18 protein-coding genes and 2 pseudogenes are annotated in these 23,183 nt (G+C 63.2%); 5 read left to right on the top strand and 15 right to left on the bottom strand.

Annotated features, from left to right (window positions below):
• The 15 genes and pseudogenes from PSV33_RS16970 to PSV33_RS16900 all read right to left on the bottom strand — a co-directional run.
• Positions 1–115, bottom strand: a pseudogene (locus PSV33_RS16970) (GTP cyclohydrolase I); the annotation flags it as partial.
• Between the two features lie 90 nt (positions 116–205).
• Positions 206–1,985 (bottom strand): annotated as a pseudogene (locus PSV33_RS16965) (ATP-dependent DNA ligase).
• Positions 1,982–3,040 carry a ligase-associated DNA damage response exonuclease gene (locus PSV33_RS16960; protein WP_300563472.1) on the bottom strand — a complete coding sequence of 353 codons (1,059 nt, stop codon included), beginning with the start codon at positions 3,038–3,040 and terminating at the stop codon, positions 1,982–1,984. Before PSV33_RS16960 ends, PSV33_RS16965 begins: the two are co-directional and overlap by 4 nt.
• A gap of 34 nt (positions 3,041–3,074) precedes the next feature.
• Positions 3,075–4,319 (bottom strand): cardiolipin synthase ClsB, encoded by a 1,245-nt coding sequence (gene clsB / locus PSV33_RS16955; protein WP_300563470.1) that lies wholly within the window; start codon positions 4,317–4,319, stop codon positions 3,075–3,077.
• 10 nt (positions 4,320–4,329) lie between these two features.
• On the bottom strand, positions 4,330–4,776 hold the full coding sequence (gene nudB / locus PSV33_RS16950) for a dihydroneopterin triphosphate diphosphatase (RefSeq protein WP_300563468.1): 447 nt from the start codon (positions 4,774–4,776) through the stop codon (positions 4,330–4,332).
• Between the two features lie 175 nt (positions 4,777–4,951).
• A complete protein-coding gene (aspS, locus tag PSV33_RS16945; protein WP_300563467.1) occupies positions 4,952–6,739 on the bottom strand; it encodes an aspartate--tRNA ligase in 1,788 nt (595 codons plus the stop codon).
• A gap of 60 nt (positions 6,740–6,799) precedes the next feature.
• Positions 6,800–7,420 carry a DUF502 domain-containing protein gene (locus PSV33_RS16940; protein ID WP_300563465.1) on the bottom strand — a complete coding sequence of 207 codons (621 nt, stop codon included), beginning with the start codon at positions 7,418–7,420 and terminating at the stop codon, positions 6,800–6,802.
• Positions 7,420–7,752: an FmdB family zinc ribbon protein gene (locus PSV33_RS16935; protein WP_300563463.1), complete on the bottom strand. Its 333-nt coding sequence runs from the start codon at positions 7,750–7,752 to the stop codon at positions 7,420–7,422. Before PSV33_RS16935 ends, PSV33_RS16940 begins: the two co-directional genes overlap by 1 nt.
• Positions 7,753–7,904: 152 nt before the next feature.
• A complete protein-coding gene (locus tag PSV33_RS16930) occupies positions 7,905–9,350 on the bottom strand; it encodes a sodium:solute symporter family protein (RefSeq protein ID WP_300563461.1) in 1,446 nt (481 codons plus the stop codon).
• A gap of 44 nt (positions 9,351–9,394) precedes the next feature.
• Positions 9,395–10,948 (bottom strand): ubiquinone biosynthesis regulatory protein kinase UbiB, encoded by a 1,554-nt coding sequence (ubiB, locus tag PSV33_RS16925; protein ID WP_300563459.1) that lies wholly within the window; start codon positions 10,946–10,948, stop codon positions 9,395–9,397.
• Complete coding sequence (locus PSV33_RS16920; RefSeq protein WP_300563457.1) at positions 10,945–11,526, bottom strand: hypothetical protein; 582 nt, start codon at positions 11,524–11,526, stop codon at positions 10,945–10,947. Before PSV33_RS16920 ends, ubiB begins: the two co-directional genes overlap by 4 nt.
• A gap of 147 nt (positions 11,527–11,673) precedes the next feature.
• Positions 11,674–12,618, bottom strand: coding sequence for a Tim44 domain-containing protein (locus tag PSV33_RS16915; protein ID WP_300563455.1), 945 nt, complete (start codon positions 12,616–12,618; stop codon positions 11,674–11,676).
• 22 nt (positions 12,619–12,640) lie between these two features.
• Entirely contained in the window at positions 12,641–13,372 is a 732-nt protein-coding gene (ubiE, locus tag PSV33_RS16910; RefSeq protein ID WP_300563453.1) for a bifunctional demethylmenaquinone methyltransferase/2-methoxy-6-polyprenyl-1,4-benzoquinol methylase UbiE, read from the bottom strand.
• A 160-nt stretch (positions 13,373–13,532) separates the two neighbouring features.
• Positions 13,533–13,946 carry a DUF971 domain-containing protein gene (locus PSV33_RS16905; RefSeq protein WP_300563451.1) on the bottom strand — a complete coding sequence of 138 codons (414 nt, stop codon included), beginning with the start codon at positions 13,944–13,946 and terminating at the stop codon, positions 13,533–13,535.
• Positions 13,947–13,968: 22 nt separating this feature from the next.
• Positions 13,969–17,922, bottom strand: a complete 3,954-nt coding sequence (locus PSV33_RS16900; RefSeq protein WP_300563449.1) for an FAD/FMN-binding oxidoreductase — start codon at positions 17,920–17,922, stop codon at positions 13,969–13,971.
• A gap of 203 nt (positions 17,923–18,125) precedes the next feature.
• Between PSV33_RS16900 and ugpB the strand changes: the two genes are divergently transcribed.
• The 5 genes from ugpB to ugpQ all read left to right on the top strand — a co-directional run bounded on the left by ugpB (position 18,126) and on the right by ugpQ (position 23,172).
• The gene (gene ugpB / locus PSV33_RS16895) at positions 18,126–19,433 is read left to right on the top strand and encodes a sn-glycerol-3-phosphate ABC transporter substrate-binding protein UgpB (protein ID WP_300563447.1); all 1,308 of its coding nucleotides are present in this window, start codon (positions 18,126–18,128) and stop codon (positions 19,431–19,433) included.
• Positions 19,434–19,526: 93 nt separating this feature from the next.
• Positions 19,527–20,414: a sn-glycerol-3-phosphate ABC transporter permease UgpA gene (ugpA, locus tag PSV33_RS16890; RefSeq protein WP_300563445.1), complete on the top strand. Its 888-nt coding sequence runs from the start codon at positions 19,527–19,529 to the stop codon at positions 20,412–20,414.
• Positions 20,415–20,492: 78 nt separating this feature from the next.
• Positions 20,493–21,344 (top strand): sn-glycerol-3-phosphate ABC transporter permease UgpE, encoded by an 852-nt coding sequence (gene ugpE, locus PSV33_RS16885; protein ID WP_300563443.1) that lies wholly within the window; start codon positions 20,493–20,495, stop codon positions 21,342–21,344.
• Positions 21,345–21,358: 14 nt separating this feature from the next.
• Positions 21,359–22,378, top strand: a complete 1,020-nt coding sequence (locus tag PSV33_RS16880) for a sn-glycerol-3-phosphate import ATP-binding protein UgpC (protein ID WP_300563441.1) — start codon at positions 21,359–21,361, stop codon at positions 22,376–22,378.
• A complete protein-coding gene (gene ugpQ / locus PSV33_RS16875) occupies positions 22,375–23,172 on the top strand; it encodes a glycerophosphodiester phosphodiesterase (protein ID WP_300563439.1) in 798 nt (265 codons plus the stop codon). The genes PSV33_RS16880 and ugpQ overlap by 4 nt, the downstream gene beginning before the upstream one ends.
• Positions 23,173–23,183: the final 11 nt, after the last annotated feature.

Here is a 23,183-nt window from a genome sequence, read left to right as displayed (position 1 = left end):
CGTTGGCATTGAAGCGCTTTTTCGCCAGGGCGAGGCGTTCGCGGATCTTGACGGAGACCGGCGTGCCTTCGTCGAGAGGGGCCGGGGAATCAGGCGTGTTGGATTTCATGAGCATGCAGGATGTTACCAGCCTGGCCCCAAACCCGCATGCCCCACTTTTGCGAAGGGTTTACGCATTCCGCCCTTGGTGGGCGGGCGCTGGCAGCTATGAATTCAGGAGCAATTTGAGGTCATCCAGGGTATTGGCCTCGTGCAGGGGCTTGTCGTCCCGGATGCGCAGCATGCGTGGAAAACGCAGCGCAATGCCGCTTTTGTGCCGGGGGCTGCGGTTGATGCCCTCAAAACCGAGCTCGAACACCAGCGTTGGCCTGACACTGCGCACCGGACCAAACTTCTCCAGCGTGGTTTTGCGGATCACGCTGTCGATGCGTTTGAACTCTTCGTCGGTCAGGCCGGAATAGGCTTTCGCAAAGGCCACCAGCTGCAATGGAGCGCCCACGCTTGCCACTTCGTGTGCTGCGCTGTCCCCCGAGGGGGCCGTCGCTTGCTCGGGGCGGCCCTTCGCGGCGCTGGCTTGCGCCGGCTCACGCTTCCCGATGGCCTTGACGACGGCGGCCGCCTCTGCGGCGTCCTGCGGCGCGCGGCTCCACACGGCAAAGGTGTAGTCGGTGTAGAGCGAGGCGCGCCGCCCGTGACCGGCTTGCGCATAGATCAACACGCCGTCGATCGTCATGGGTTCCACCTTCCACTTCCACCACAAGCCATCGGCTTTGGTGCGCCCGGTGCCGTAGGCGGCATCCAGACGCTTGAGCATGAAGCCCTCGACGCCGCGCGCGCGCGACTCGGCCCGCAGGGTGGCGTATGCCGGCCAGGAGGCGTTGAATGGGTGACATCTTCAGCGGCGTGGCCGCCAGCACCTGCTCCAGTTTCTGGCGGCGCAGCTGCTGGGTCTGCTCGCGCAGATCCTGGCCACCGAGCTCCAGCAGGTCGTAGGCCATGAAGGTCACCGGCACATCGGCCAGGATCTTGCGGCCCAGCGTTTTTCGGCCTATGCGCTGCTGCAGCAGGGCAAACGGCGCCGGCGCGCCCTCGCCCTCGCCCTCGCCCCACACCAGGATTTCACCGTCCAGCACCGTGCCGTCGGGCAGGGTCTGCGCCAGCGCCACAATTTCCGGGAAGCGTTCGGTCACCAGCTCTTCGCCGCGCGACCAGATCCAGACCTGGCCGGCGCGCTTGACCACCTGGCCGCGGATGCCGTCGTACTTCCATTCCACCTGCCAGTCCGCTACCGGCCCGAGCCTGGCCTCCAGTGCTTCCAGCGGCGTGTCCAGCGGGTGCGCCAGGAAAAAGGGGTAAGGCTGGCCTGCATCAAGAATATCGGCGTCAGCCCCCGTCCCACCTGCGACAAGTGCTTCATATTTAATAGCAGACGGCAGACTTTTGGCGTCCATGTAACCCATCATGCGTTGCGCGATGCGTTTGGCGTCCACGCCAGACCAGGCCGCCAGCGCACGCTGCACCAGCAACTTGCTGACGCCCACCCGAAAGCCGCCACCGACCAGCTTGACCAGCAGGAAGCGCCCTTGGGCATCCAGCTCGCGCCAGTAGGACTTGACGCGCTGCGCCACCTCGTCCTCAGGCAGGCCGCGCAGCGGCAGCAGCCGGTTTTCCACCCAGTCAGCCAGACCCAGATCCGAATCAACGCTCTCCAGCGGCAGGATATGGGCAATGGTTTCGGCCAGATCGCCAACGGTCTGGTAACTCTCTTCGAACAACCAGTCGGCAATGCCCGCCACCTCGCAGGCCAGCGCGCGCAGCGTGGCCGTCTTCACCACCTGGCGCGGCTTGCCGCCCGACAGAAAGTACACCGCCCAGGCGGCGTCCTGCGCCGCCGTGCGGGCGAAGTACCGCTGCAGCGCCTCGACCTTGGCGTTGGTTGAGGTGGTGCTGTCGATTTCCGTGAACAGCCGGGCGAAATGTTTCATGGCCCGCTCTGCGCTGTCGTTGGCGCCTGAGGCACGGTCTCACCCTGTTCTTCCACCGCGGCATCACCATACTCGGTGTGAAAAGACCCCGCCTGCAGCCCCTGCTCGGACAGATAACGCACCATCACCGGCACACTGCCGTGGGTGACGATCACGCGCTGCGCGCCGGTGGCGGCGATGGCGCCCATCAGGCCCGGCCAGTCGGCATGGTCGCTGAGCACGAAGCCCTGGTCGTAGGCGCCCCGCCGTCGCGCTCCGCGCAACTGCATCCAGCCGCTGGCAAAAGCGTCGCTGAAATCGCCGAAGTGCTTCACCCAGGGGCCTGCCGCAGCGCCCGGAGGGCACAGCACCAGCGCTCGTTTGACATCCACCGCAGCGCTGACTTCTTCAACCGTCCGCGTTTCGGGCAGTGCCACGCCCGCCGCGCGGTAAGCCTGGTTGAGGGTTTGCACCGCGCCGTGCACGATGATGGGCGCAATCGATGCGTCGACCCCGCTGAGGATGCGCTGCGCCTTGCCGAAGCTGTAACACATCAACACACTGGCGCGACCGACCGCCGCATTGGCGGCCCACCAGGCATTGATCCCGGCAAACAGCTCGGTATCCGGCCGCCAGCGGTAAATCGGCAACCCGAAGGTGGACTCGGTGATGAAAACATCGCAGCGCACCGCCTCGAACGGGGTGCAGGTGGCATCGGGTGCCACCTTGTAATCGCCACTGGCGACCCAGGTCTGCCCGCCTCCCACCCCCCGATACTGCAACCGCACCTGCGCCGAGCCCAGCACATGGCCGGCCGGGTGCAGCGACAACGTCACGCCGTGGTGGGTGATCTGCTGGCCATAGGCCAGGGTCTGCAGGCTGATGCCCTGGCCCAGGCGCGAGCGCAGCACGCCTTCTGCCTGGCTGGCCGCCAGGTAGTGCGCGTGGCCAGGACGGGCGTGGTCGGCGTGCGCGTGCGTGATGACGGCCCGCTCCACCGGTCGCCAGGGATCGATGTAAAAATCACCCGGCGGGCAGTACAGGCCCTGGGGCCGTTGAACAATCAGGTCCTGCATCAGATGGGATGGGCTACAGGGAGCGAAAAAAAAATCAGTATCGCTGGCCTGTCACAAAAATGGCCAGGCGCATCAGCGCATGGGCGACGTGGTCCAGAATACGCTGGCGCCAGGGCCGCTGGCTGTAGGCGACGGGATCGAGCAGGCGTCCGTGCCCGGCTATGGCGGTGCGCAGGCTGTCGCGCAGCTCGCCGGCAAAGACCTTGTCTTCAATCACCACATTGGCCTCGCGCGCCAGCAGCAGGCTCAGCGGGTCGAGGTTGGACGACCCGACGGTGGCCCAGTGCCCGTCAATCACCGCCACCTTGGCGTGCAGAAAACTTGCCTCGTACTCGTGAATCTCCACCCCTGCGGCCAGCAAGGCACCATAAACGGGGCGCGCGGCGTGGTACTGCATGAAGTACTCATAGCGGCCCTGCAGCAGCAAGGTCACATGAACACCCCGTCTGGCGGCCTTGATCAGGGCGCGCCGGAGTTTGCCGCCGGGCACAAAGTAGGCGTTCGCAATCAATATTTCGTGGCGCGCCCGGCCAATCGCCTGGCGGTACACCTTTTCAATACTGCCGCGGTTGCGCAGGTTGTCGCGCAGCACCAGCGCGGCCTTGCCGCCGGACGCGCCTGCCGTGCCCGGCACCGCAGCCGCCGCCGGGTCGGACAGACCCTCTGCTTCAGTGCGGCGGCCGTAACCGCCTGCCTTGAATTTCTCCCAGGCGGCAGCCAGATGGTTTTGCCGCGCGCTGTAACCGGCCTGCACACGCCACCACAACAGGGCCATGGCCTCTGCCGCTTCGGCGGCCATGGGCCCGGTGACCGCCACCGCAAAGTCAAACCGGGCGGCCTGCAGGTCGCCGTGGTTGGGGTCGTAAAAGTCGTCAAGCACATTGATGCCGCCGCAAAAAACCGTGCGCTGGTCCACCACACACAACTTGCGGTGCAGACGGCGCCAGCGGTCGGGCATCAGCAGGCCCAGCCCGCCCAAACCTGACGCCAGCGGCGAATACACCAGCCACTGCACCCCGGCCTCCTTCATTTTCTGCTGCCATGCCGGTGGCAGGGGGTCGGAGCCAATGCCGTCCACCAGCACCTCGACACGCACGCCACGCCGCGCGGCCCGCGCCAGCGCCTCGGCCACAGCCTCGCCAGACCGGTGCACATCAAAAATATAGGTCTCGAACTGCACCCAGGCATTGGCACTGTCGATGGCGCGGATCAGGGCCGGGAAATACTGTTGCCCGCCTTCCAGCAGTTGCAGGGTTTCCGACCGGTGCAGGGTGTTCATGAGCGCTGCCTCAAGCCAGGATGCGGGGCAGCATCAGGATGGCCTCGGCATTGGATGCCGAAAAGCACTGGTCGGCAGCCTCCAGCCAGGGCAGCCACTGCCAGGCCGTGTGTTCGCGCGGGCTCAGTGTGACGGCGGTGGTGCGCGGCACGCAAAGGCTGAAGACATGCTCGGTGTTGCGCGTCACACCGGGCGCATAACGCCCGCGCCATTGCGGATAGATGTCGTAAATGTTGGAAACCGACCAGTCGCGCAAGTCGGCAGGACCCACCACGATGCCGGTTTCTTCCCCGACCTCGCGCCCCGCGGTTTGCAGCAAGGGCTCGTCCGGCGTTTCCCTCGCACCGGTGACGCTTTGCCAGAACCCCGGGTGATCCGCGCGCTCGATCAACAGCACTTCCAGCGCCGGGGTGTGAATGACCACCAGCACCGACTCGGGAATCTTCCATGGCTTCACTTCCTGCTCCCTGGTTCCGGCGAGATGGCAAGGCAGCGGTGCCGACACGCCGGCTGCATCGACCTCGGCCCGCCGGGAATCAAAAGCCTGACAGGCTTTCAGCCCAAGCCAGCCATACGCAAACAGCTATCAATAACGTAGCAAGCTGAGGCCGCGGCCGGAGCCGCGACTGGCCTCAAACCGGCTGAGGGCTGCGCAGGCGAATGTGCAACTCTCTCAGCTGTTTCTCGTCAACCGGGCTGGGAGCATGAGTCAACAGGCACTGCGCGCGTTGGGTTTTGGGGAAGGCTATCACGTCGCGGATGGACTCGGCCCCCGTCATCATGGTCACGATGCGGTCCAGGCCAAAGGCCAGGCCGCCGTGCGGCGGCGCGCCGTACTGCAGGGCGTCAAGCAGAAAGCCGAACTTTTCCTGCGCTTCCTCGGGCCCGATTTTCAGGGCATTGAAGACCTTGCTCTGCACCTCGGCGCGGTGGATACGCACCGAACCGCCGCCGAGTTCCCAGCCATTGAGCACCATGTCGTAGGCCTTGGCAATACATTTGCCGGGATCGGTGTCCATCCAGTCTTCATGCCCGTCCTTGGGCGCCGTGAACGGATGGTGCACCGCGCTCCAGCGCTGGCCTTCCTCGTCGAATTCAAACATCGGAAAGTCCACCACCCAGAGCGGTTTCCAGCCGGCGGTGAAGATACCGGTCTTCCTTCCGAAAGGGCTCAGGCCGATCTTCAGGCGCAGGGCGCCCATGCTGTCGTTGACCACCTTGGCCTTGTCGGCGCCGAAGAAGAGGATGTCGCCGTTTTGCGCACCGGTGCGCTTGAGGATTTCGGCCACCGCTGCGTCGTGGATGTTCTTGACGATGGGGCTCTGCAGGCCGTCCCTGCCCTTGCTCACGTCATTGACCTTGATCCACGCCAGGCCCTTGGCGCCATAAATCTTGACAAACTCGGTGTAGCCGTCGATCTCGCCACGGCTCATCTCGGAGCCGCCCGGCACGCGCAGGGCCACCACGCGTCCGCCCGCTGTCGTGGCCGGCGCGCTGAAGACCTTGAAGTCGACATCGGCCATGACGCCTGTCAGTTCGGTGAACTCCAGGTTGATACGCAGGTCGGGCTTGTCGGAGCCGAAGCGGTGCATGGCGTCGGCATAGGTCATGACCGGAAACTCGCCAAGGTCAGTAGCCAGCACGGTTTTGAAGATGTTGCTGATCATGCCCTGGAACATGTCACGGATGTCCTGCTCGCCCATGAAGGACGTCTCAATATCGATCTGTGTGAACTCGGGCTGGCGGTCGGCTCGCAAGTCTTCGTCGCGGAAGCATTTGGTGATCTGGTAGTAGCGGTCGAAGCCCGCCACCATCAACAGCTGCTTGAACAGCTGCGGGCTTTGCGGCAGCGCAAAGAACATGCCTTCATTGACGCGGCTGGGCACCAGGTAGTCGCGGGCACCTTCGGGCGTGCTCTTGGTCAGCATCGGCGTTTCGATGTCGATGAAGCCGTTGGCGTCGAGGAACTTGCGCGTTTCCATGGCCACGCGGTAGCGCAGCATCAGGTTGTTCTGCATGTAGGGACGGCGCAGGTCCAGCACGCGGTGCGTCAGGCGGGTGGTCTCCGACAGATTGTCATCGTCGAGCTGGAACGGCGGCGTCACGCTGGGGTTGAGCACGGTCAGCTCGTGGCACAGGACTTCGATCTTGCCGCTTTTCAGCGCGTCATTGACCGTGCCCTCAGGGCGCGCCCGCACCAGACCCTTGATCTGCACGCAGAACTCGTTGCGTACGCCTTCGGCCGTCTTGAACATGTCGGCACGGTCGGGGTCACATACCACCTGCACATAACCCTCGCGGTCGCGCAGGTCGATGAAAATCACGCCGCCGTGGTCACGCCGGCGATTGACCCAGCCACACAGGCTCACAGTTTGGCCCATCAGGGCTTCGGTCACCAGACCGCAATAGTGGGAACGCATTTGGGAAGTCATAGATAAATCGCTTGTGCTTGTGGCGCTCGCACGCCCTGGAAGAAAAGATTATTTCGGTTTGTAGCTGGCGGCGCTGCCGGGCACCACCACACCCATGGAAATCACATAGGTCAAGGCTTCGTCAACACTCATTTTGAGTTCGATGCAGTCTGCCTTGGGCAACATGATGAAATAGCCACCCGTGGGATTGGGCGTCGTCGGGACATACACACTGACGTAGTCCCCCTGCAGATGATTGGCCACATCGCCCCCTGGCATGCCGGTCTGGAACGCGATGGTCCAGACACCTTCGCGCGGCCACTGCACCAGCAAGGCCTTGCGGAATGCATTGCCGTTCTCCGAAAACAGGGTGTCGGAGACCTGCTTGACGCTGGAATAAATGGATCGGACGATGGGAATGCGGCTGAGCAGCGCATCCCACCAGCTGACCAGCTTCCTGCCAAAGAAGTTGCTGGCGAAGGCGCCTATGGACAGCACAATCGCCAGGGCCAGCAGAACGCCAAAACCCGGGAGGTGAAAACCCAGCAGCTTGTCGGGATGCCAGTCCGCCGGAAGGATCTGCAAGGTCTGGTCCAGCGTGCCGATGATCCAGTTGAGCAGCCAGACCGTGACCGCCAGTGGCACCAGAACCAGCAACCCGGCGAGCAACCATCGGCGTATCGGGCCCATCAACTTGCCTTGGCGGGGCCGGAAGGCGCCGGCGCGGGAGCCGGGGCCGCTGCAGGGGCGGCGGCTGTTTTCCCGGCCGGCTCAGCCGGCTTGCTGTCAGCAGCAGCTGGAGCCTCGCCGCCGCTGACCGGCGGAACGGCGGTGGCCCCCCCGCCGCGGAAGTCAGTCACGTACCAGCCCGAGCCCTTGAGCTGGAATCCGGCCGCAGTGAGCTGCTTCTTGAAGGCGGGCGCGCCGCATTGGGGGCAGTCGGTCAGCGGGGCATCCGACATTTTTTGCAAAACGTCCTTGGTATGCCCGCAGGACTCGCATTTGTAAGCGTAGATTGGCATGGTTCTAGAGGTTTTGTCAGAGGGGTGCTGTCCCGAAGTGACCCGCAGGATGCAAAACCTTCAATTATAGGCGCTGCGAATTTCCGGAGCCGGCGCCTGAAAGCCTCCGATGCCCCTTACCGGCTGGGCGGCTGCGCCCGGCGGGGTGCCGGTCAGCCTTCGGTGGACAGCCGGTGGTGGCTGCCCCGGCTGTTTTCTATCGTCTGCGGTGTCAGCGATCCCACCAGCATGCCCAGCGTGGCGGCCAGCACACCCGCCAGCTGGGCGGGGAACTGCTCCCCCAGAGTACTGAAGGTGAAGAGCAGCCAGGTCGCGATGCCGCAGACGACCGAGAAAATGGCGCCCTGGGTGCTGGCCTTTTTCCAGTACAGCCCAAATACCAGCGGGACAAAAGCCCCGACCAGGGGCACTTGATAGGCACCCGAGACCATGTCGTAAATCGAGGTGCCCTGCATGAAGATGGCGTAGCTCAGCACCAGCGCGCTGAAGATCAACACCGTGGTCCGCATGAGCTTGAGTTCGCGCTTGTCACTCATGCGGGGTTTGAACTGGCGCCAGATGTTCTCGACAAAGGTCACGCTGGGCGCCAGCAGGGTCGCCGACGCGGTGGACTTGATGGCCGACAGCAAGGCGCCAAAAAACAGCACCTGCATGATGAAAGGCATTTTTTCGAGAACCAGCGTCGGCAGGATTTTCTGCGGATCCTCCTTGAGCAGCAGGGCTGTCTGCTCGGGCATGATGATCAGCGCGCTGGCCACCAGGAACATCGGGACAAAAGCAAACAGGATGTAGAAAATGCCGCCAATAACCGGCCCCTTGGTCGCTGCGCTCTGGCTGTTGGCCGACATCACGCGCTGGAAGACATCCTGCTGCGGAATCGAGCCGAACATCATCGTGATGGCCGCGGCAAAGAAAAACACCATGTCCCTGAAGTTCGGTTCGGGCCAGAACCTGAACAGGTCCTGGCTGGTGGCCAGGGCGACGACCTTGTCCGCGCCTCCGGCCAGGTTGCCGGCAAAAATGGCCAGCACGGCCAGGCCGGCGACCAGCACGATCATCTGGATGAAGTCGGTCACGGCCACCGACCACATGCCGCCGAACAGCGTGTAGGCCAGCACCGAGGCTGTGCCGATGATCATGCCGGCCGTCGTGCTGATGGCGCCACCCGACAGGAGGTTGAACACCAGCCCGAGCGCGGTGATCTGGGCGGCCACCCAGCCAAGGTAGCTGAGCATGATGATGATGGAGCACACCACCTCGATGGTGCGGCCATAACGCTCGCGGTAGTAGTCGCTGATGGTCAGCAGGGACATCTTGTAGAGCTTGCCCGCAAAAAACAGGCCCACCAGGATCAGGCAGGTGCCGGCGCCAAAGGGATCTTCCACCACGCCGTTCAGGCCGCTGCTGACAAATTTGGCCGGGATGCCCAGCACGGTTTCCGAGCCGAACCAGGTTGCAAACGTTGTCGTCACGATCATGATCAGCGGCAGATTGCGCCCCGCGATCGCGTAGTCGGCGGTGTTTTTCACGCGCCTGGCGGCATACAGGCCGATGATGATGGTGATCAGAAGGTAGACAAAAACCAGGGTCAAGAGCACGGCGATCTCCTCAGGAATGCGTGATTATCACCAGATTTTCCGGCTCAAAAAAGCCGGATTCTCAGCAGCAGTTGCATGGCCAGCAGGCCCAAAGCAAAACCCAGACCACCATAAATCAGGCTTTGCAGCAGCTTGTTGGTGCGCCGCTGCTCCTGCAGCAGCTCCTGAAGCTCCCGGTGGTTTGCGCCGCCTTGCCCCTTCAGGTACTGCTGCAACAGGCGCGGCAGGCCGGGCAGCAGCTTGGCGTAGGTCGGCGCCTCGGCCTTGAGTTGCTCCAGCAGTTTTTCGGGACCGACCTGCTCCAGCATCCAGGTTTCCAGAAAAGGCTTGGCCGTGCTCCAGAGGTCCAGGTCGGGGTCAAGCTCCCGGCCGAGGCCCTCGATGTTCAGCAAAGTCTTCTGCAGCAGCACCAGTTGCGGCTGGATCTCCACATGGAAACGCCGCGAGGTCTGAAACAGTCGCATCAACACCATGCCCAGGGAGATTTCCTTGAGCGGCCGGTCAAAGTAGGGCTCGCAGCAGGCACGTATCGCGGACTCCAGCTCATCGACGCGTGTCTGCGGCGGCACCCAGCCTGACTCGATGTGCAGCTCGGCCACCCGTTTGTAGTCGCGCTGGAAAAAGGCACTGAAATTCTGCGCCAGGTATTCCTTGTCGACCTCGGTCAGGGTGCCCACGATGCCGAAGTCCAGCGAGATATAACGTCCAAAGGTCGCGGGGTCCAGGCTGACCTGGATGTTGCCGGGGTGCATGTCGGCATGAAAGAAACCGTCGCGAAAGACCTGGGTGAAAAAGATGGTGACGCCGTCGCGCGCCAGCTTTTTCATGTCCACCCCGGCGTCGCGCAGGCGCTGCACCTGGCTGATGGGTACGCCGTCCATGCGCTGCATCACCATCACGTCGGGCATGCAGAAATCCCAGACCATTTCCGGAATCAGCACCAGGTTCAGGTCCTGCATGTTGCGGCGCAGCTGGGCCGCATTGGCGGCTTCGCGCAGCAGGTCCAGCTCGTCATGCAGGTACTTGTCGAACTCGCCGACCACCTCGCGCGGCTTCAGGCGCTTGCCGTCGGCCGACAGACCTTCAACCCAACCCGCCATCATGTGCATCAGCGCCAGGTCTTTTTCAATCGCGGGCAGCATGTTGGGGCGCAGCACCTTGACCGCCACCTCGCGGCCGCCGGGCAGCGTGGCAAAGTGAACCTGCGCAATCGAGGCGCTGGCCACGGGCCGGCGCTCGAAGGTCGCAAAAATCTGCCCGATCGGCCGGCCGAAGGCCTTTTCAATGATGGCAATGGCCACGTCCGAGTCGAATGGCGGAACGCGGTCCTGCAGCCGGGCCAGCTCGTTGGCGATGTCCAGCGGAAGCAGGTCACGGCGGGTCGACATGACCTGACCGAACTTGACAAAAATCGGCCCCAGGCTTTCGAGGGCCTCGCGCAGACGCTCGCCGCGCGGCGCTTTCAGGTTCCGGCCCAGCGACACAATCCGCGTCAGCAGCCGGACCCAGGGCCTGCTGAAACTGGAGAGTACCAGTTCGTCGAGGCCGAAGCGCAGCACCGTCCAGACGATATAAATGCCCCTGAAAAGGCGGCTCATGCAGAAGCTTTCGGAGGCTCCGTCACAGGTGCTGCGCCGGGCTGTACCGGGGAAACGGCTGAAGAAGGTCGTGGGCCCTGCGCAAGAAACTGCCGCAAGCCCGCCAGGCCCTGACGCGCCGCGCTGGCCAGCGTGTGGGCCGGCACGTCGCCGATCAGGCGCGAAAGGTCGTCCTCCACGTCCCAACGCAGGTTGTCCGCCAGCCAGCCGAGTTCAGCGGCAAGCTGGACATCGCCCTCGATCTTGACCGGGGGCGCCTTGCCTGCCAGCACCGACTGCAGCACCACGCCCGGCGACTCTGCCGCCACGGCCAGCAACAGGTCCGGCCTGGCCGCGGCCGGCGCACGGTCCACGAGTCCCGCGGGGGTGATCAGCAAATCCAGGGCAAACACACCCCAGCGAACATGAACCACGCTGCCTTTTTTGCGCAGCAGACGGTTTTGTGCCTCCTTCTCCTGCATCAGCACGTGGTTCAGGAACAGCACCAGCTTCTGCTGCCCCTCATCCACCACCCAGGCGGGAGGTTGAAAGCGTTGGGCCAGGGATTGCAGAAAAGAAAAAGGGGACGTGGTATTCATACGTCCCCGATTTTGCAGCATAAACATGGCCCCCACGGTCGCTCACTTCGTGTAGCCCCTGCCCCCGAGGGGGCCGCTGCGCCTGCGGCCCGGCGAAGCCGGTTCCGCGGCCCCTGCTTGAAAAAAAAGGGGCCCTTGCGCTCGCGCTTACTGGAGTGCCTGCACGCCGGCGACGAGCCAGCCGCCGCCGTTGCGCGGCTTGGTCATGTTCCAGACTTCGCGGAAGGGGCTGGGGCCCGCCGACGCGTCTTCACGGATCATGCCGGAGAACTCCACGCTGGCCATGTAGACATCGCTGAGTTCTTCAATGCCCAGCAGCTGGGCATCGAGCATGACCACGTCGGTCTTGTTGGCCACGCCGCCGGTGTGCGACTCACGGTCGGCCAGCTGCGCCTTGATCTGCTCGAGCATCTCGTCGGTCATCATGGCGCGCAGGCTGTTGACGTCGGAGCGGTCCCAGGCGTCCTGCAGCGTCACGAAGTTGGCCTTGCAGGCCTTGAGGAAACCCTCGGCATCGAAACCTGCCGGCACACCCCAGGACTGCGAACCGCCAAGGGCGGAACCGATCACCGAGCCGCCGGCAGCGGCGCCTGCCTTGTTGGCCTCAAACGCCATGCTGCCGCGCTCCCAGGGACGGGCCGAGGCATCGTTGCCCACGTTTTGAGGACTGTAGTTACGCGGTGTCGCCGCATTGCCGGCTCCCTGCATGGCATAAGGCGTCGCGCCCTGGCTGTTGTTGGCCTTGAGTCTGCGCATGATGAATCCAACGGCCACCATCACCAGCATGGCGAGCAGGGCAAACATGATGATCTGCCCAAAAGCGCCGCCCAGACCGAGCGAAGATGCCAGCCAGGCCAGACCCAGGCCCGCTGCCAGACCGCCCAGCATCGCGCCCCAGGGCTTCTTCGGCGCTGCCGCAGCGGCCCCCGTGTTGGCGGGCGCGGCCGGTGGGGCGGCCTGACGCTGCGTCACATTGGACGATTGCCGCCCGAAGGAGCCGCCACCGCCCATGCGTTTGGCCTCCGCAGGCGCATAGGCCAGCAGCATGGTGACGGACAGCACTGCCGCCAGGATTGCAGACCAAAGTTTCATAACGTCTCCTCTGATTGAATATTCAACACTTGATTCCAACATGCAACGCCACTACCCCGCCGGTGAGGTTGTGATAGTCCACATGGCCGAAACCACCTTTGTGCATCAGGGCCTTTAGCTCTTCCTGCCCGGGATGCATGCGGATGGACTCCGCCAGATAGCGGTAACTCGAGTCGTCATTGGCCACCAGCTTGCCCAGGCGGGGCAGCACCTTGAAGGAATACCAGTCATAGGCTTTCTCCAGTGGCTTGGCAATTTTGGAGAACTCCAGCACCAGCAGTTTGCCCCCCGGCTTGAGCACGCGGTTCATTTCCTTGAGGGCTTCGTCCTTGTGCGTCATGTTGCGCAAACCGAAAGCCACCGTCACCAGATCGAAACGGGCGTCGCCAAAGGGCAGGTGTTCGGCGTCACACACGGTCGTCGGCAACACCTTGCCGGCGTCGAGCATGCGGTTGCGGCCTTCGCGCAGCATGGCTTCATTGATATCGGTATGCACCACACAGCCGGTGCTGCCGACCTTGGAGGCGAACGCCAGGGCCAGGTCGCCGGTGCCTCCGGCGATGTCCAGCACAGACTGGCCTTCCCGGACATCGGCCACCATCACGGTGTAGGCCTTCCACACCCGGTGCAGCCCCATGGACATCAGGTCGTTCATCACGTCGTATTTCGGTGCCACGGAATCGAAGACGCCACGCACGCGGCGCGCCTTGTCCTGCTCGTCAACCGACTCAAATCCGAAATGGGTGCTGCTCATAAGTCAATGCTAGGGGTGAATGCCGGGGATTCAAGTGACAACCCTGCCCCTGCTTGGGGCATTGCGGCAGATTTATGTTGAAAAACAACAGCTGCGCCCGTACGCCGGGCGCCGTCAGCTATAAAAAGAATAGCGGGCGAGGGTTTGCCCGCATGAACCATCAATGGCTGCCGCAGGCATGACCGCCCGCCGCGAGCATGGGCGCGTCGCGCTGCATGCCGGCCGCCTCCAGGCGCTGGAGGTAGTCGGTCCACAACCGCGCCTGCTCTGAGCCCAGGAAATAAAGGTAGTCCCAGGAAAAGATGCCGCTCTCATGACCGTCCGAAAACACCGGCTTGACGGCATAGTTTCCGATGGGTTCGAGTTCGACCAGGGTGACCTCGCGTTTGCCGGTCTGCAGCACTTCCTGGCCGGGGCCATGGCCCTGGACTTCGGCCGACGGTGAATAGACACGCATCAGTTCGAACGGGATCTTGAACTCGGTGCCGTCCGAAAAGGCAATCTGGAGCACCCGCGACTGGGCATGCACGGTCAGCGCAGTGGGGGTGGGGGTGTCGGGGCTCAGGCCTGCCATGGTGTTCTTTCTGAAGGGTGGCCTAAACCAGCACCCGTTCGATACCGCCGTTGTTGGCCGCTTCCACATACGCGGGCAGCCATTCCTTGCCCAGGATCTGGTTGGCCATTTCCACCACGATGTAATCAGCCTCCAGCAGCCCGTTCTGCAGGTCGTCGCCATAGCGGGTCAGGCCTTGCAGGCAGCTCGGGCAGCTGGTCAGGATCTTGACGTTGCCGCTGTCGGCCACGGCGCCGCTGGCGCGCAGCCTGGCTTCGTCCTTGCGCAGCTCTTCTTCCTTGCGAAAGCGGATCTGCGTGGAAATGTCGGGGCGGGTGACCCCCAGCGTGCCCGACTCGCCGCAGCAGCGCTCAGACTTGAGCACCTGGTCGCCGAGCAGGGCCTTGACGGTTTTCATCGGTTCCTGCAGCTTCATGGGGCTGTGGCAGGGGTCGTGGTACAGGTAGCCCTGCCCCGGTGCGTCGGTGCGCAGGGTGATGCCTTTTTCCAGCAGGTATTCGTGGATGTCGATGATGCGGCAGCCCGGGAAGATCTTCTCGAACTCGTATCCCTGCAGCTGGTCGTAGCAGGTGCCGCAGCTCACCACCACGGTCTTGATGTCCAGGTAGTTCAGCGTGTTGGCCACGCGGTGGAACAGCACCCGGTTGTCGGTGATGATTTTTTCGGCCTTGTCGAACTGCCCACTGCCTTTTTGCGGGTAGCCGCAGCACAGGTAACCCGGCGGCAGCACGGTCTGCACACCGGCGTGCCAGAGCATGGCCTGGGTCGCGAGACCCACTTGCGAAAACAGACGCTCCGAGCCGCAACCGGGAAAATAAAACACCGCCTCGGTTTCGGCCGTTGTGCTGGCCGGGTTGCGGATGATGGGAACGTAGTCCTTGTCCTCGATGTCCAACAGCGCACGCGCGGTTTTTTTCGGCAGGCCGCCCGGCATCTTCTTGTTGATGAAATGGATCACCTGCTCCTTGACCGGCGCCGGGCCGACGGTCGCGCGCGGTCTGGCCGTCTGTTTGCGCGCCAGGCGCTTGAGCAGCTCGTTGGCCACGCGCTGGGCCCTGAAGCCGACGTCCACCATCGCGCTGCGCATGAACTTGATGGTCTGCGGGCTGGTCGCATTCAGGAAGAACATGGCGGCAGCATTGCCAGGCCGGAAGGACTTCTGGCCCATCTTGCGCAGCAGGTTGCGCATGTTCATGGACACCTCGCCGAAGTCGATGTCCACCGGGCACGGGCTCAGGCATTTGTGGCAGACCGTGCAATGGTCAGCGACGTCCTCGAACTCTTCCCAATGCTTGATGCTGATGCCGCGGCGCGTCTGCTCTTCGTAGAGGAAGGCCTCGACCAGCAGCGAGGTCGCCAGGATCTTGTTGCGCGGGCTGTACAGCAGGTTGGCACGCGGCACGTGGGTGGCGCAGACCGGCTTGCATTTGCCGCAGCGCAGGCAGTCCTTGACGCTGTCGGCAATCGCGCCGATGTCGGACTGCTGCATGATCAGCGACTCGTGCCCCATCAGACCGAAGCTCGGCGTATAGGCGTTGGTCAGGTCTGCAAACAGGCTCTCCGGTGCAGAATGATCAGTCTTTTTGGCCTTCTGCCCAATATCCACGGGCGCAGCCAGCTCCTGATTTCGTAGCAGCTTGCCTTTGTTGAAGCGCCCCTCCGGATCGACCCGGGTCTTGTAGTCGGCAAAAGGTTTCAGCTCGGCATCGGTCAGAAACTCCAGCTTGGTGATGCCGATGCCGTGTTCGCCGGAGATCACGCCGTCCAGCGAACGCGCGAGCACCATGATGCGCGCCACCGCCTCGTGCGCCGTCTGCAGCATGTCGTAGTCGTCGCTGTTGACCGGCAGGTTGGTGTGCACATTGCCGTCGCCCGCATGCATGTGCAACGCGGCCCAGACCCGGCCCTTGAGCACCTGTTTGTGGATGGCGCTGCACTCGGCCAGGATGGGCGCAAAGGCAGCGCCCGAGAAAATGGCCTGCAGCGGCGCGCGCAGCTGGGTTTTCCAGCTGGCGCGCAGCGAGTGGTCCTGCAGCTGCGGAAACAGCGTGTCCACACCCTGCAGCCAGCCGGACCACAGGGCGCGCACATCGGCAATCAGCGCCACGGCCTGGCCGACGCGGTCTTCCAGCAGTTCGGCCGAGGGGATCTCGCCGGCATCGTCCGACTTGCCCAGCGGCAGCTTGCCCTTGAGGAAAAAGGCCTCCAGCGCATCACACAGCCTGACCTTGTTGGCCAGGCTCAGCTCGATGTTGATACGTTCGATGCCGTCGGTGTACTCGGCCATGCGCGGCAGCGGAATCACCACGTCCTCGTTGATCTTGAAGGCGTTGGTGTGGCGCGAAATGGCGGCGGTGCGCTTGCGATCCAGCCAGAATTTCTTGCGCGCGTCCGGGCTGATGGCGATAAAACCTTCGCCGCGGCGCGAATTGGCGATGCGCACCACTTCCGAGGTCGCGCGCGCCACCACATCGGCATCGTCACCGGCGATGTCGCCGAAGAGCACCATCTTGGGCAGGCCGCCGTGGGTTTTGGACTTGGTCGCGTAACCAACTGCCTTCAGGTAGCGGTCGTCCAGGTGTTCGAGTCCGGCCAGGATGGCGCCGCCGCGCTTTTGCTCGGCGAACATGAAGTCCTTGATCTCCACAATGCTGGGCACCGCGTCCTTGGCGTTGCCGAAAAACTCCAGGCAGACCGTGCGGGTGTGCGCCGGCATGCGGTGCACAATCCAGCGCGCGCTGGTGATCAGGCCGTCGCAGCCTTCCTTCTGGATGCCGGGCAAACCGCTGAGGAACTTGTCGGTCACGTCCTTGCCCAGGCCCTCCTTGCGAAAGGTCTTGCCGGGGATGTCGAGGCGTTCTGTGCGCACCGGCGTCTTGCCGTCGGCCTCGAAATATTTCAGCTCGAAGCTGGCCATCCCGGCGTCGTGAATCTTGCCCAGGTTGTGGTTCAGGCGGGTGACTTCCAGCCACTGCGCTTCCGGCGTGACCATGCGCCACGACGCCAGGTTGTCCAGCGCCGTGCCCCAGAGCACCGCCTTCTTGCCGCCGGCATTCATCGCGATGTTGCCGCCAATGCAGGAGGCTTCGGCCGAGGTTGGATCCACCGCAAAGACATACCCGCCGCGTTCGGCCGCATCGGCCACGCGCTGCGTGACCACGCCGGCTTCAGTCCAGACGGTGGCGACCGGCCGGTCCAGCCCGGGCAGCGCCACCTGCTCAACCTCGGTCATGGCTTCGAGTTTTTCGGTGTTGATGACCGCCGACTTCCAGCTCAGGGGAATCGCACCGCCGGTGTAACCGGTGCCGCCCCCGCGCGGAATGATGGTCAGCCCCAGGTCAATACAGCCCTTGACCAGGCCGGCCATCTCGGCCTCCGTGTCCGGCGTCAACACCACAAAGGGGTATTCAACGCGCCAGTCGGTCGCGTCGGTCACATGCGAGACACGCGACAGGCCGTCGAACTTGATGTTGTCCTTGAGCGTGAACTTGCCCAGCCGGCGCGCGGTCTGGCGGCGCAGGTCGGCCATGTCCTCGAACGAGGTGGAAAAACGGCTGACCGCCGCGCGCGCGGTAGCAAGCAGCTCGCCCACAATGGCGTCGCGCTGGCTGTCGGCCTCGGGCGTGCGGCGCTTCTCGACCTCAGAGAGCCGGTGTTGCAGGGCCTCGACCAGCATCCTGCGGCGCTTCGGGTTGTCCAGCAGGTCATCCTGCAGATAGGGGTTGCGCTGCACCACCCAGACATCGCCCAGCACCTCATACAACATGCGGGCTGAACGGCCGGTGCGGCGTTCGTCGCGAAGCAGGTTCAGCAGGTCCCAGGCGCGCACGCCCAGCAACCGGATCACGACCTCGCGGTCGGAAAACGAGGTGTAGTTGTAAGGAATCTCGCGGATGCGGGCTTGCCCATGCACCGCGTCAGGTGTCGCGTCGGCAGCGAAAACGTTCAGTTCTTGGAGGGTGTCAGGGGCGTTCATCGTGGGGGAAATTCCGCCGCGGTCAGCGGCCGTGCGTGCTGTAGGCCTATGTTACCGCAGTGCCACATTTGTTTTGGGCTTGCCCAGACCCTCGTGGAAACCCGCTTGTAGACGCACTGTCAAATGGCTTAAATCCAACTGTCATAAATCTTTTTTAGACTAACGGTTTATTGTTTGTCCATCCTTTCCAATCAGGAGTTGTAATGAAAAAAAGCCTCACCGCGATCACTTTGGCCGCGTGCGCCCTCGTCGCACCCGCCATCGGCCACGCACAAACCGAAATCCAGTGGTGGCATTCAATGACCGGAGGCCTCAACGACTGGGTGCTTGACCTGGCGGACGGTTTCAACAAGAGCCAGAAAGACTACAAAATCGTGCCGACCTACAAGGGCACCTACGACGAGACCATGCCGGCGGCCGTTGCCGCTTTCCGCGCCGGCAACGCTCCACACATCCTTCAGGTGTTCGAAGTGGGCACCGCCACCATGATGGCCGCCAAGGGCGCCGTGGTGCCGGTCGGCAAGGTGCTGACCGATGCGGGCTACAAGTTTGACGCCAAGGCCTACATTCCGGCCGTCGTGGGTTATTACACCGCGCCCAGCGGCCAGATGTTGAGTTTCCCGTTCAACAGCTCGACCACCGTCTTCAACTACAACAAGGACCTGTTCAAGAAAGCCGGCCTGGATCCCAACAAGCCGCCGGCCACCTGGCCTGAAGTCGTGCTGGCCGCGGCCAAACTGAAGGCAGCCGGCGTCAGCTGTCCGTTCACCACCAGCTGGCAGGGCTGGACCCAGCTGGAGAGCTTCTCCACCTGGCACAACGTCGAATTCGCCACCAAAGGCAACGGCTTTGGCGGCACCAGCGCCCGACTGGTCACCAACAGCCCGCTGCATGTGCGTCACATCGAGAACCTGTCCAACATGGCCAAGCAGGGCCTGTTTGTCTACCGCGGCCGCGGCAACAAGGCCGACGCGCCGTTCTACTCGGGCGAATGCGCCATGGCGACGGCCTCGTCGTCCACCTACGCCAGCATCAAGAAGAATGCCAAGTTCGACTTCGGCATCGCCCCCCTCCCGTATTACCCCGACGTGGCCGGCGCACCGCAAAACACGGTGATTGGAGGCGCCTCGCTGTGGGTCATGGGCGGCAAGAAGCCGGCTGAATACAAGGGCGTGGCCGAGTTCTTCCACTACCTGACCAATGCCGACATCCAGTCCAAGAGCCACCAGCGTACGGGCTACCTGCCGATCACTCTGGCTTCATTCGACCTGACCGAAAAGTCAGGCTTCTACAAACAGAATCCCGGCACCGACGTGGCCGTCAACCAGATGATCCGCAAAACCACGGACAAGTCGCGCGGCATCCGCCTGGGTAATTTCATCCAGATCCGCGCCATCGAGGATGAGGAACTGGAGCAGGTCTGGGCTGGCAAAAAGACAGCCAAGGAAGCGCTGGACGCCATCGTGAGCCGGGGCAACGAGCAACTGGCCCGCTTCCAGAAAGCCAACTGAAACCGCGCGCCGGGCGTGGGCCGGGAGGCACTACACTCCCTGCTCCGCCTGCCGCTGCCCATCCGGGGCGTGGCCCTATTGGGTTGAAAAACTGTGTCCTCTGAAAAACGCGTCGTCTTCCGCTCTGCCTGGCTGCCGTGGGTGCTTCTGGCGCCCCAGGTTGCCGTCATAGCCGTCTTCTTCTTCTGGCCAGCCGCGCAGGCCCTCATTCAGTCCTTCCAGCAATCCGACGCATTCGGCCTGTCGACCGAATGGGTAGGGTTGCAGAATTTTGCCAACCTGCTTGAGGATGCCACTTACCTGGCGTCCTTCAAGATCACGGCGGTTTTTTCAGTACTGGTTGCCTCTCTGGGCATTGGCCTGTCGCTGTTGCTGGCGGTATTTGCCGACCGCGTGGTCAAGGGCACGCTGGTGTACCGCACCCTGTTGATCTGGCCCTACGCCGTGGCGCCGGCAGTGGCGGGTGTGTTGTGGCTCTTCATGTTCGCGCCATCCATCGGCATCGTTTCGTTCGCCCTGCGCAGCTTTGGCTTCGAATGGAATCACCTGCTCAACAGCGGCCATGCAATGACCATGATTGTCATTGCCGCGGTCTGGAAGCAGATTTCCTACAACTTCCTGTTTTTCCTGGCGGGTCTGCAAAGCATTCCGAAATCGCTGGTCGAAGCCGCAGCCATCGACGGTGCCAAGCCGTGGCGCCGCTTCTGGACCATCCAGTTTCCCTTGCTGTCGCCCACCACGTTTTTCCTGTTTGTCATCAACATCGTTTACGCCTTCTTCGACACCTTCGCCATTGTGGACGCCGCAACAGAAGGCGGTCCCGGCCGGGACACCGCCATTCTGGTCTACAAGGTTTACTACGACGGTTTCAAGGCGCTCGACCTCGGTGGCTCGGCCGCGCAGTCGGTGGTGTTGATGTTCATCGTGATCATCCTGACCATCATCCAGTTCCGGTTTGTCGAAAAGAAGGTTCAATACTGATATGAACCCCCACGCGCACCTTGTTCCATGCCCTGCGGGGCAGCATTCAGCCCGCTTCGGGCGGCCAGGAGGCCGCTGATGGTCGAACGCAGCCCCTTCCTGCGCATCCTTTCGCACTTCGTGCTGATCGTCGGCGTGTTCATCGTGGCGTTTCCGCTGTACGTGACCTTCGTCGCCTCGACGCAGACGGCCGACGAAATTCTGCAGGCGCCGATGTCCATGTTGCCGGGCTCGCACCTCATCGAGAACTACACCGCGGCCCTGAAAGGAACCGGCGCGGGCGGCGCGTCAAACGCCCCCGTGGGCCGCATGATGATGGTCAGCCTCATTACGGCACTGGTCATCGCCGTCGGCAAGATTGCGATATCGCTGCTCTCGGCGTTCGCCATCGTCTACTTCCGCTTTCCGTTTCGCATGTTTTTCTTCTGGGCCATCTTTGTCACGCTGATGTTGCCGGTGGAGGTCCGTATCGGCCCGACCTACGCCGTGGTGTCGGACCTGGGCATGCTCAACACCTACGCCGGACTCACGGTGCCCCTGATCGCCTCGGCGACGGCGACCTTTCTCTTCCGGCAGTTTTTCCTGACCGTGCCCGATGAACTGGTTGAAGCCGCGCGCATGGATGGCGCCGGGCCCATGCGCTTTTTCAAGGATGTGCTGGTACCGCTGTCAACCACCAGCATTGCCGCGCTTTTCGTGATCCAGTTCATCTACGGCTGGAACCAGTACCTGTGGCCCCTGCTCGTCACGACCAACGAAACCATGTATCCGGTGGTGATCGGCATCAAACGCATGATCAGCGGCGGCGATGCTGCCACCGACTGGAACATCGTGATGGCCACTGCCGTGCTGGCCATGATCCCGCCTGCGCTGGTGGTCATGCTGATGCAACGCTGGTTCGTCAAGGGCCTGGTCGATACAGAAAAATAAGACGGAAACAGAACATGGCTTCGATTCAACTCAAAGATGTCGTCAAACACTATGGCGCCGGAAAAACCGCGATCAAGGTGATCCACGGCGTCAACGCAGACATTGCCGACCACGAATTCATTGTCATCGTTGGCCCCTCGGGCTGCGGCAAGTCGACCCTGCTGCGCATGGTTGCGGGCCTCGAGGAAATCACCGCGGGCGAGATCTTCATAGGCGGGCGCGTCGTCAATGATCTGGAACCCGCCGAACGCGACATCGCGATGGTGTTCCAGAACTATGCGCTCTACCCGCACATGACTGTCTTTGACAACATGGCCTACGGTCTGAAGATCAAAAAAGTCCCCCTCGCCGAAATCAAGGCCCGCGTTGACAAGGCCGCCAAAATTCTGGAACTCGGCCAGCTTCTGGACCGCAAGCCGCGCCAGCTGTCAGGCGGCCAGCGCCAGCGCGTGGCCATGGGCCGCGCCATCGTGCGCCAGCCGCAGGTCTTCCTGTTCGATGAGCCGCTGTCCAACCTGGACGCCAAGCTGCGCGTTCAGACACGTCTGGAGATCCAGAAGCTGCACCGCGAACTCGGCATCACCTCGCTGTTTGTCACGCACGACCAGGTCGAGGCGATGACGCTGGCGCAGCGCATGATTGTCATGAACGCCGGCCGGATGGAACAGTTCGGTACACCCGAAGAGGTCTACAACCGTCCTGCCACCACTTTTGTCGCGAGTTTCATGGGCTCACCGCCGATGAACCTGCTCAAACATGCGCCGAACGCCGACTTTGGCGGAAAACCCGGCACCATCCTCGGCATTCGGCCTGAACACCTGCAGATCGGCGCCACCGGCTGGGCGGTGCAGGTGGAGACCATGGAAATGCTGGGCGCAGAGCGCCTCGTATATTGCCGCTTCGGCGACGAGTTCCTGATCGTCCGCACCGACGAAAGCCAGGCCACGCCCGAAATAGGCGCCACCATCCACGTGGCACCGCGCACCGACCGGCTGCACTGGTTTGACGCAGAGACCGGAAAACGTCTGGCATGAGCCTCAGCGAACGCGGCGAATCGCCCAAGCCACGCGAAGCCACAAGCGGGGGGGCCCAATCTCCCTGGCCTTACCCGCGCTGGATAGCCCACCGCGGCGCCGGCAAACTGGCGCCGGAAAACACGCTGGCCGCCTTCAGGCTCGGCGCCAGCCACGGCTACCGCATGTTTGAATGTGATGTGAAGCTCAGCGCCGACGGCGTGCCCTTCCTGATGCATGACGCCACGCTGGAGCGCACCACCAGCGGCCGGGGCACCGGCGGCGAGCAGCCCTGGGAAGCGCTGTCGCGGCTGGACGCGGGCGGCTGGCACTCTCGCGCGTATGCCGGCGAGCCGCTGGCAAGCCTGGACAACGTGGCACGTTATTGCCAGCGCAACGGCTATGCCCTGAACATCGAAATCAAGCCCACCCCGGGCACAGAGGCACACACCGGCACGGTCGTGGCCAACGCCGCGGCCCGCCTGTGGGAAGGCGCCGCGGTGCCGCCGCTGCTGACGTCTTTTCAGCCCGCGGCGCTGGAGGCCGCACAAGCCGCGCAAGCGCAGCTGCCGCGCGGTTTGCTGCTCGACAGTTTGTGGATGGGCTGGCTGGAAACCGCGCTGACGCTGGACTGCGCGGCGCTGGTCTGCAACCAGGCCCTGTGGGACAGCTCCACCGTGCTGCAGGCCAAAAGCGCCGGTTTTCGCTGCCTGAGCTACACCGTCAACGAAGAATGGGCGGCCGAGCGCCTGCTCGATCTGGGGACCGACGGCATCATCACCGACCGGATTGACCTGTTCGCCCCTGACGCCTGAGCCGGACGTTC

This window comes from Polaromonas sp. (assembly GCF_029945895.1).
GTDB lineage: Bacteria > Pseudomonadota > Gammaproteobacteria > Burkholderiales > Burkholderiaceae_C > Polaromonas.
The sequence above is the reverse complement of the archived record's forward strand: the minus strand, read 5'-3'. Positions and strand labels throughout refer to the sequence as shown.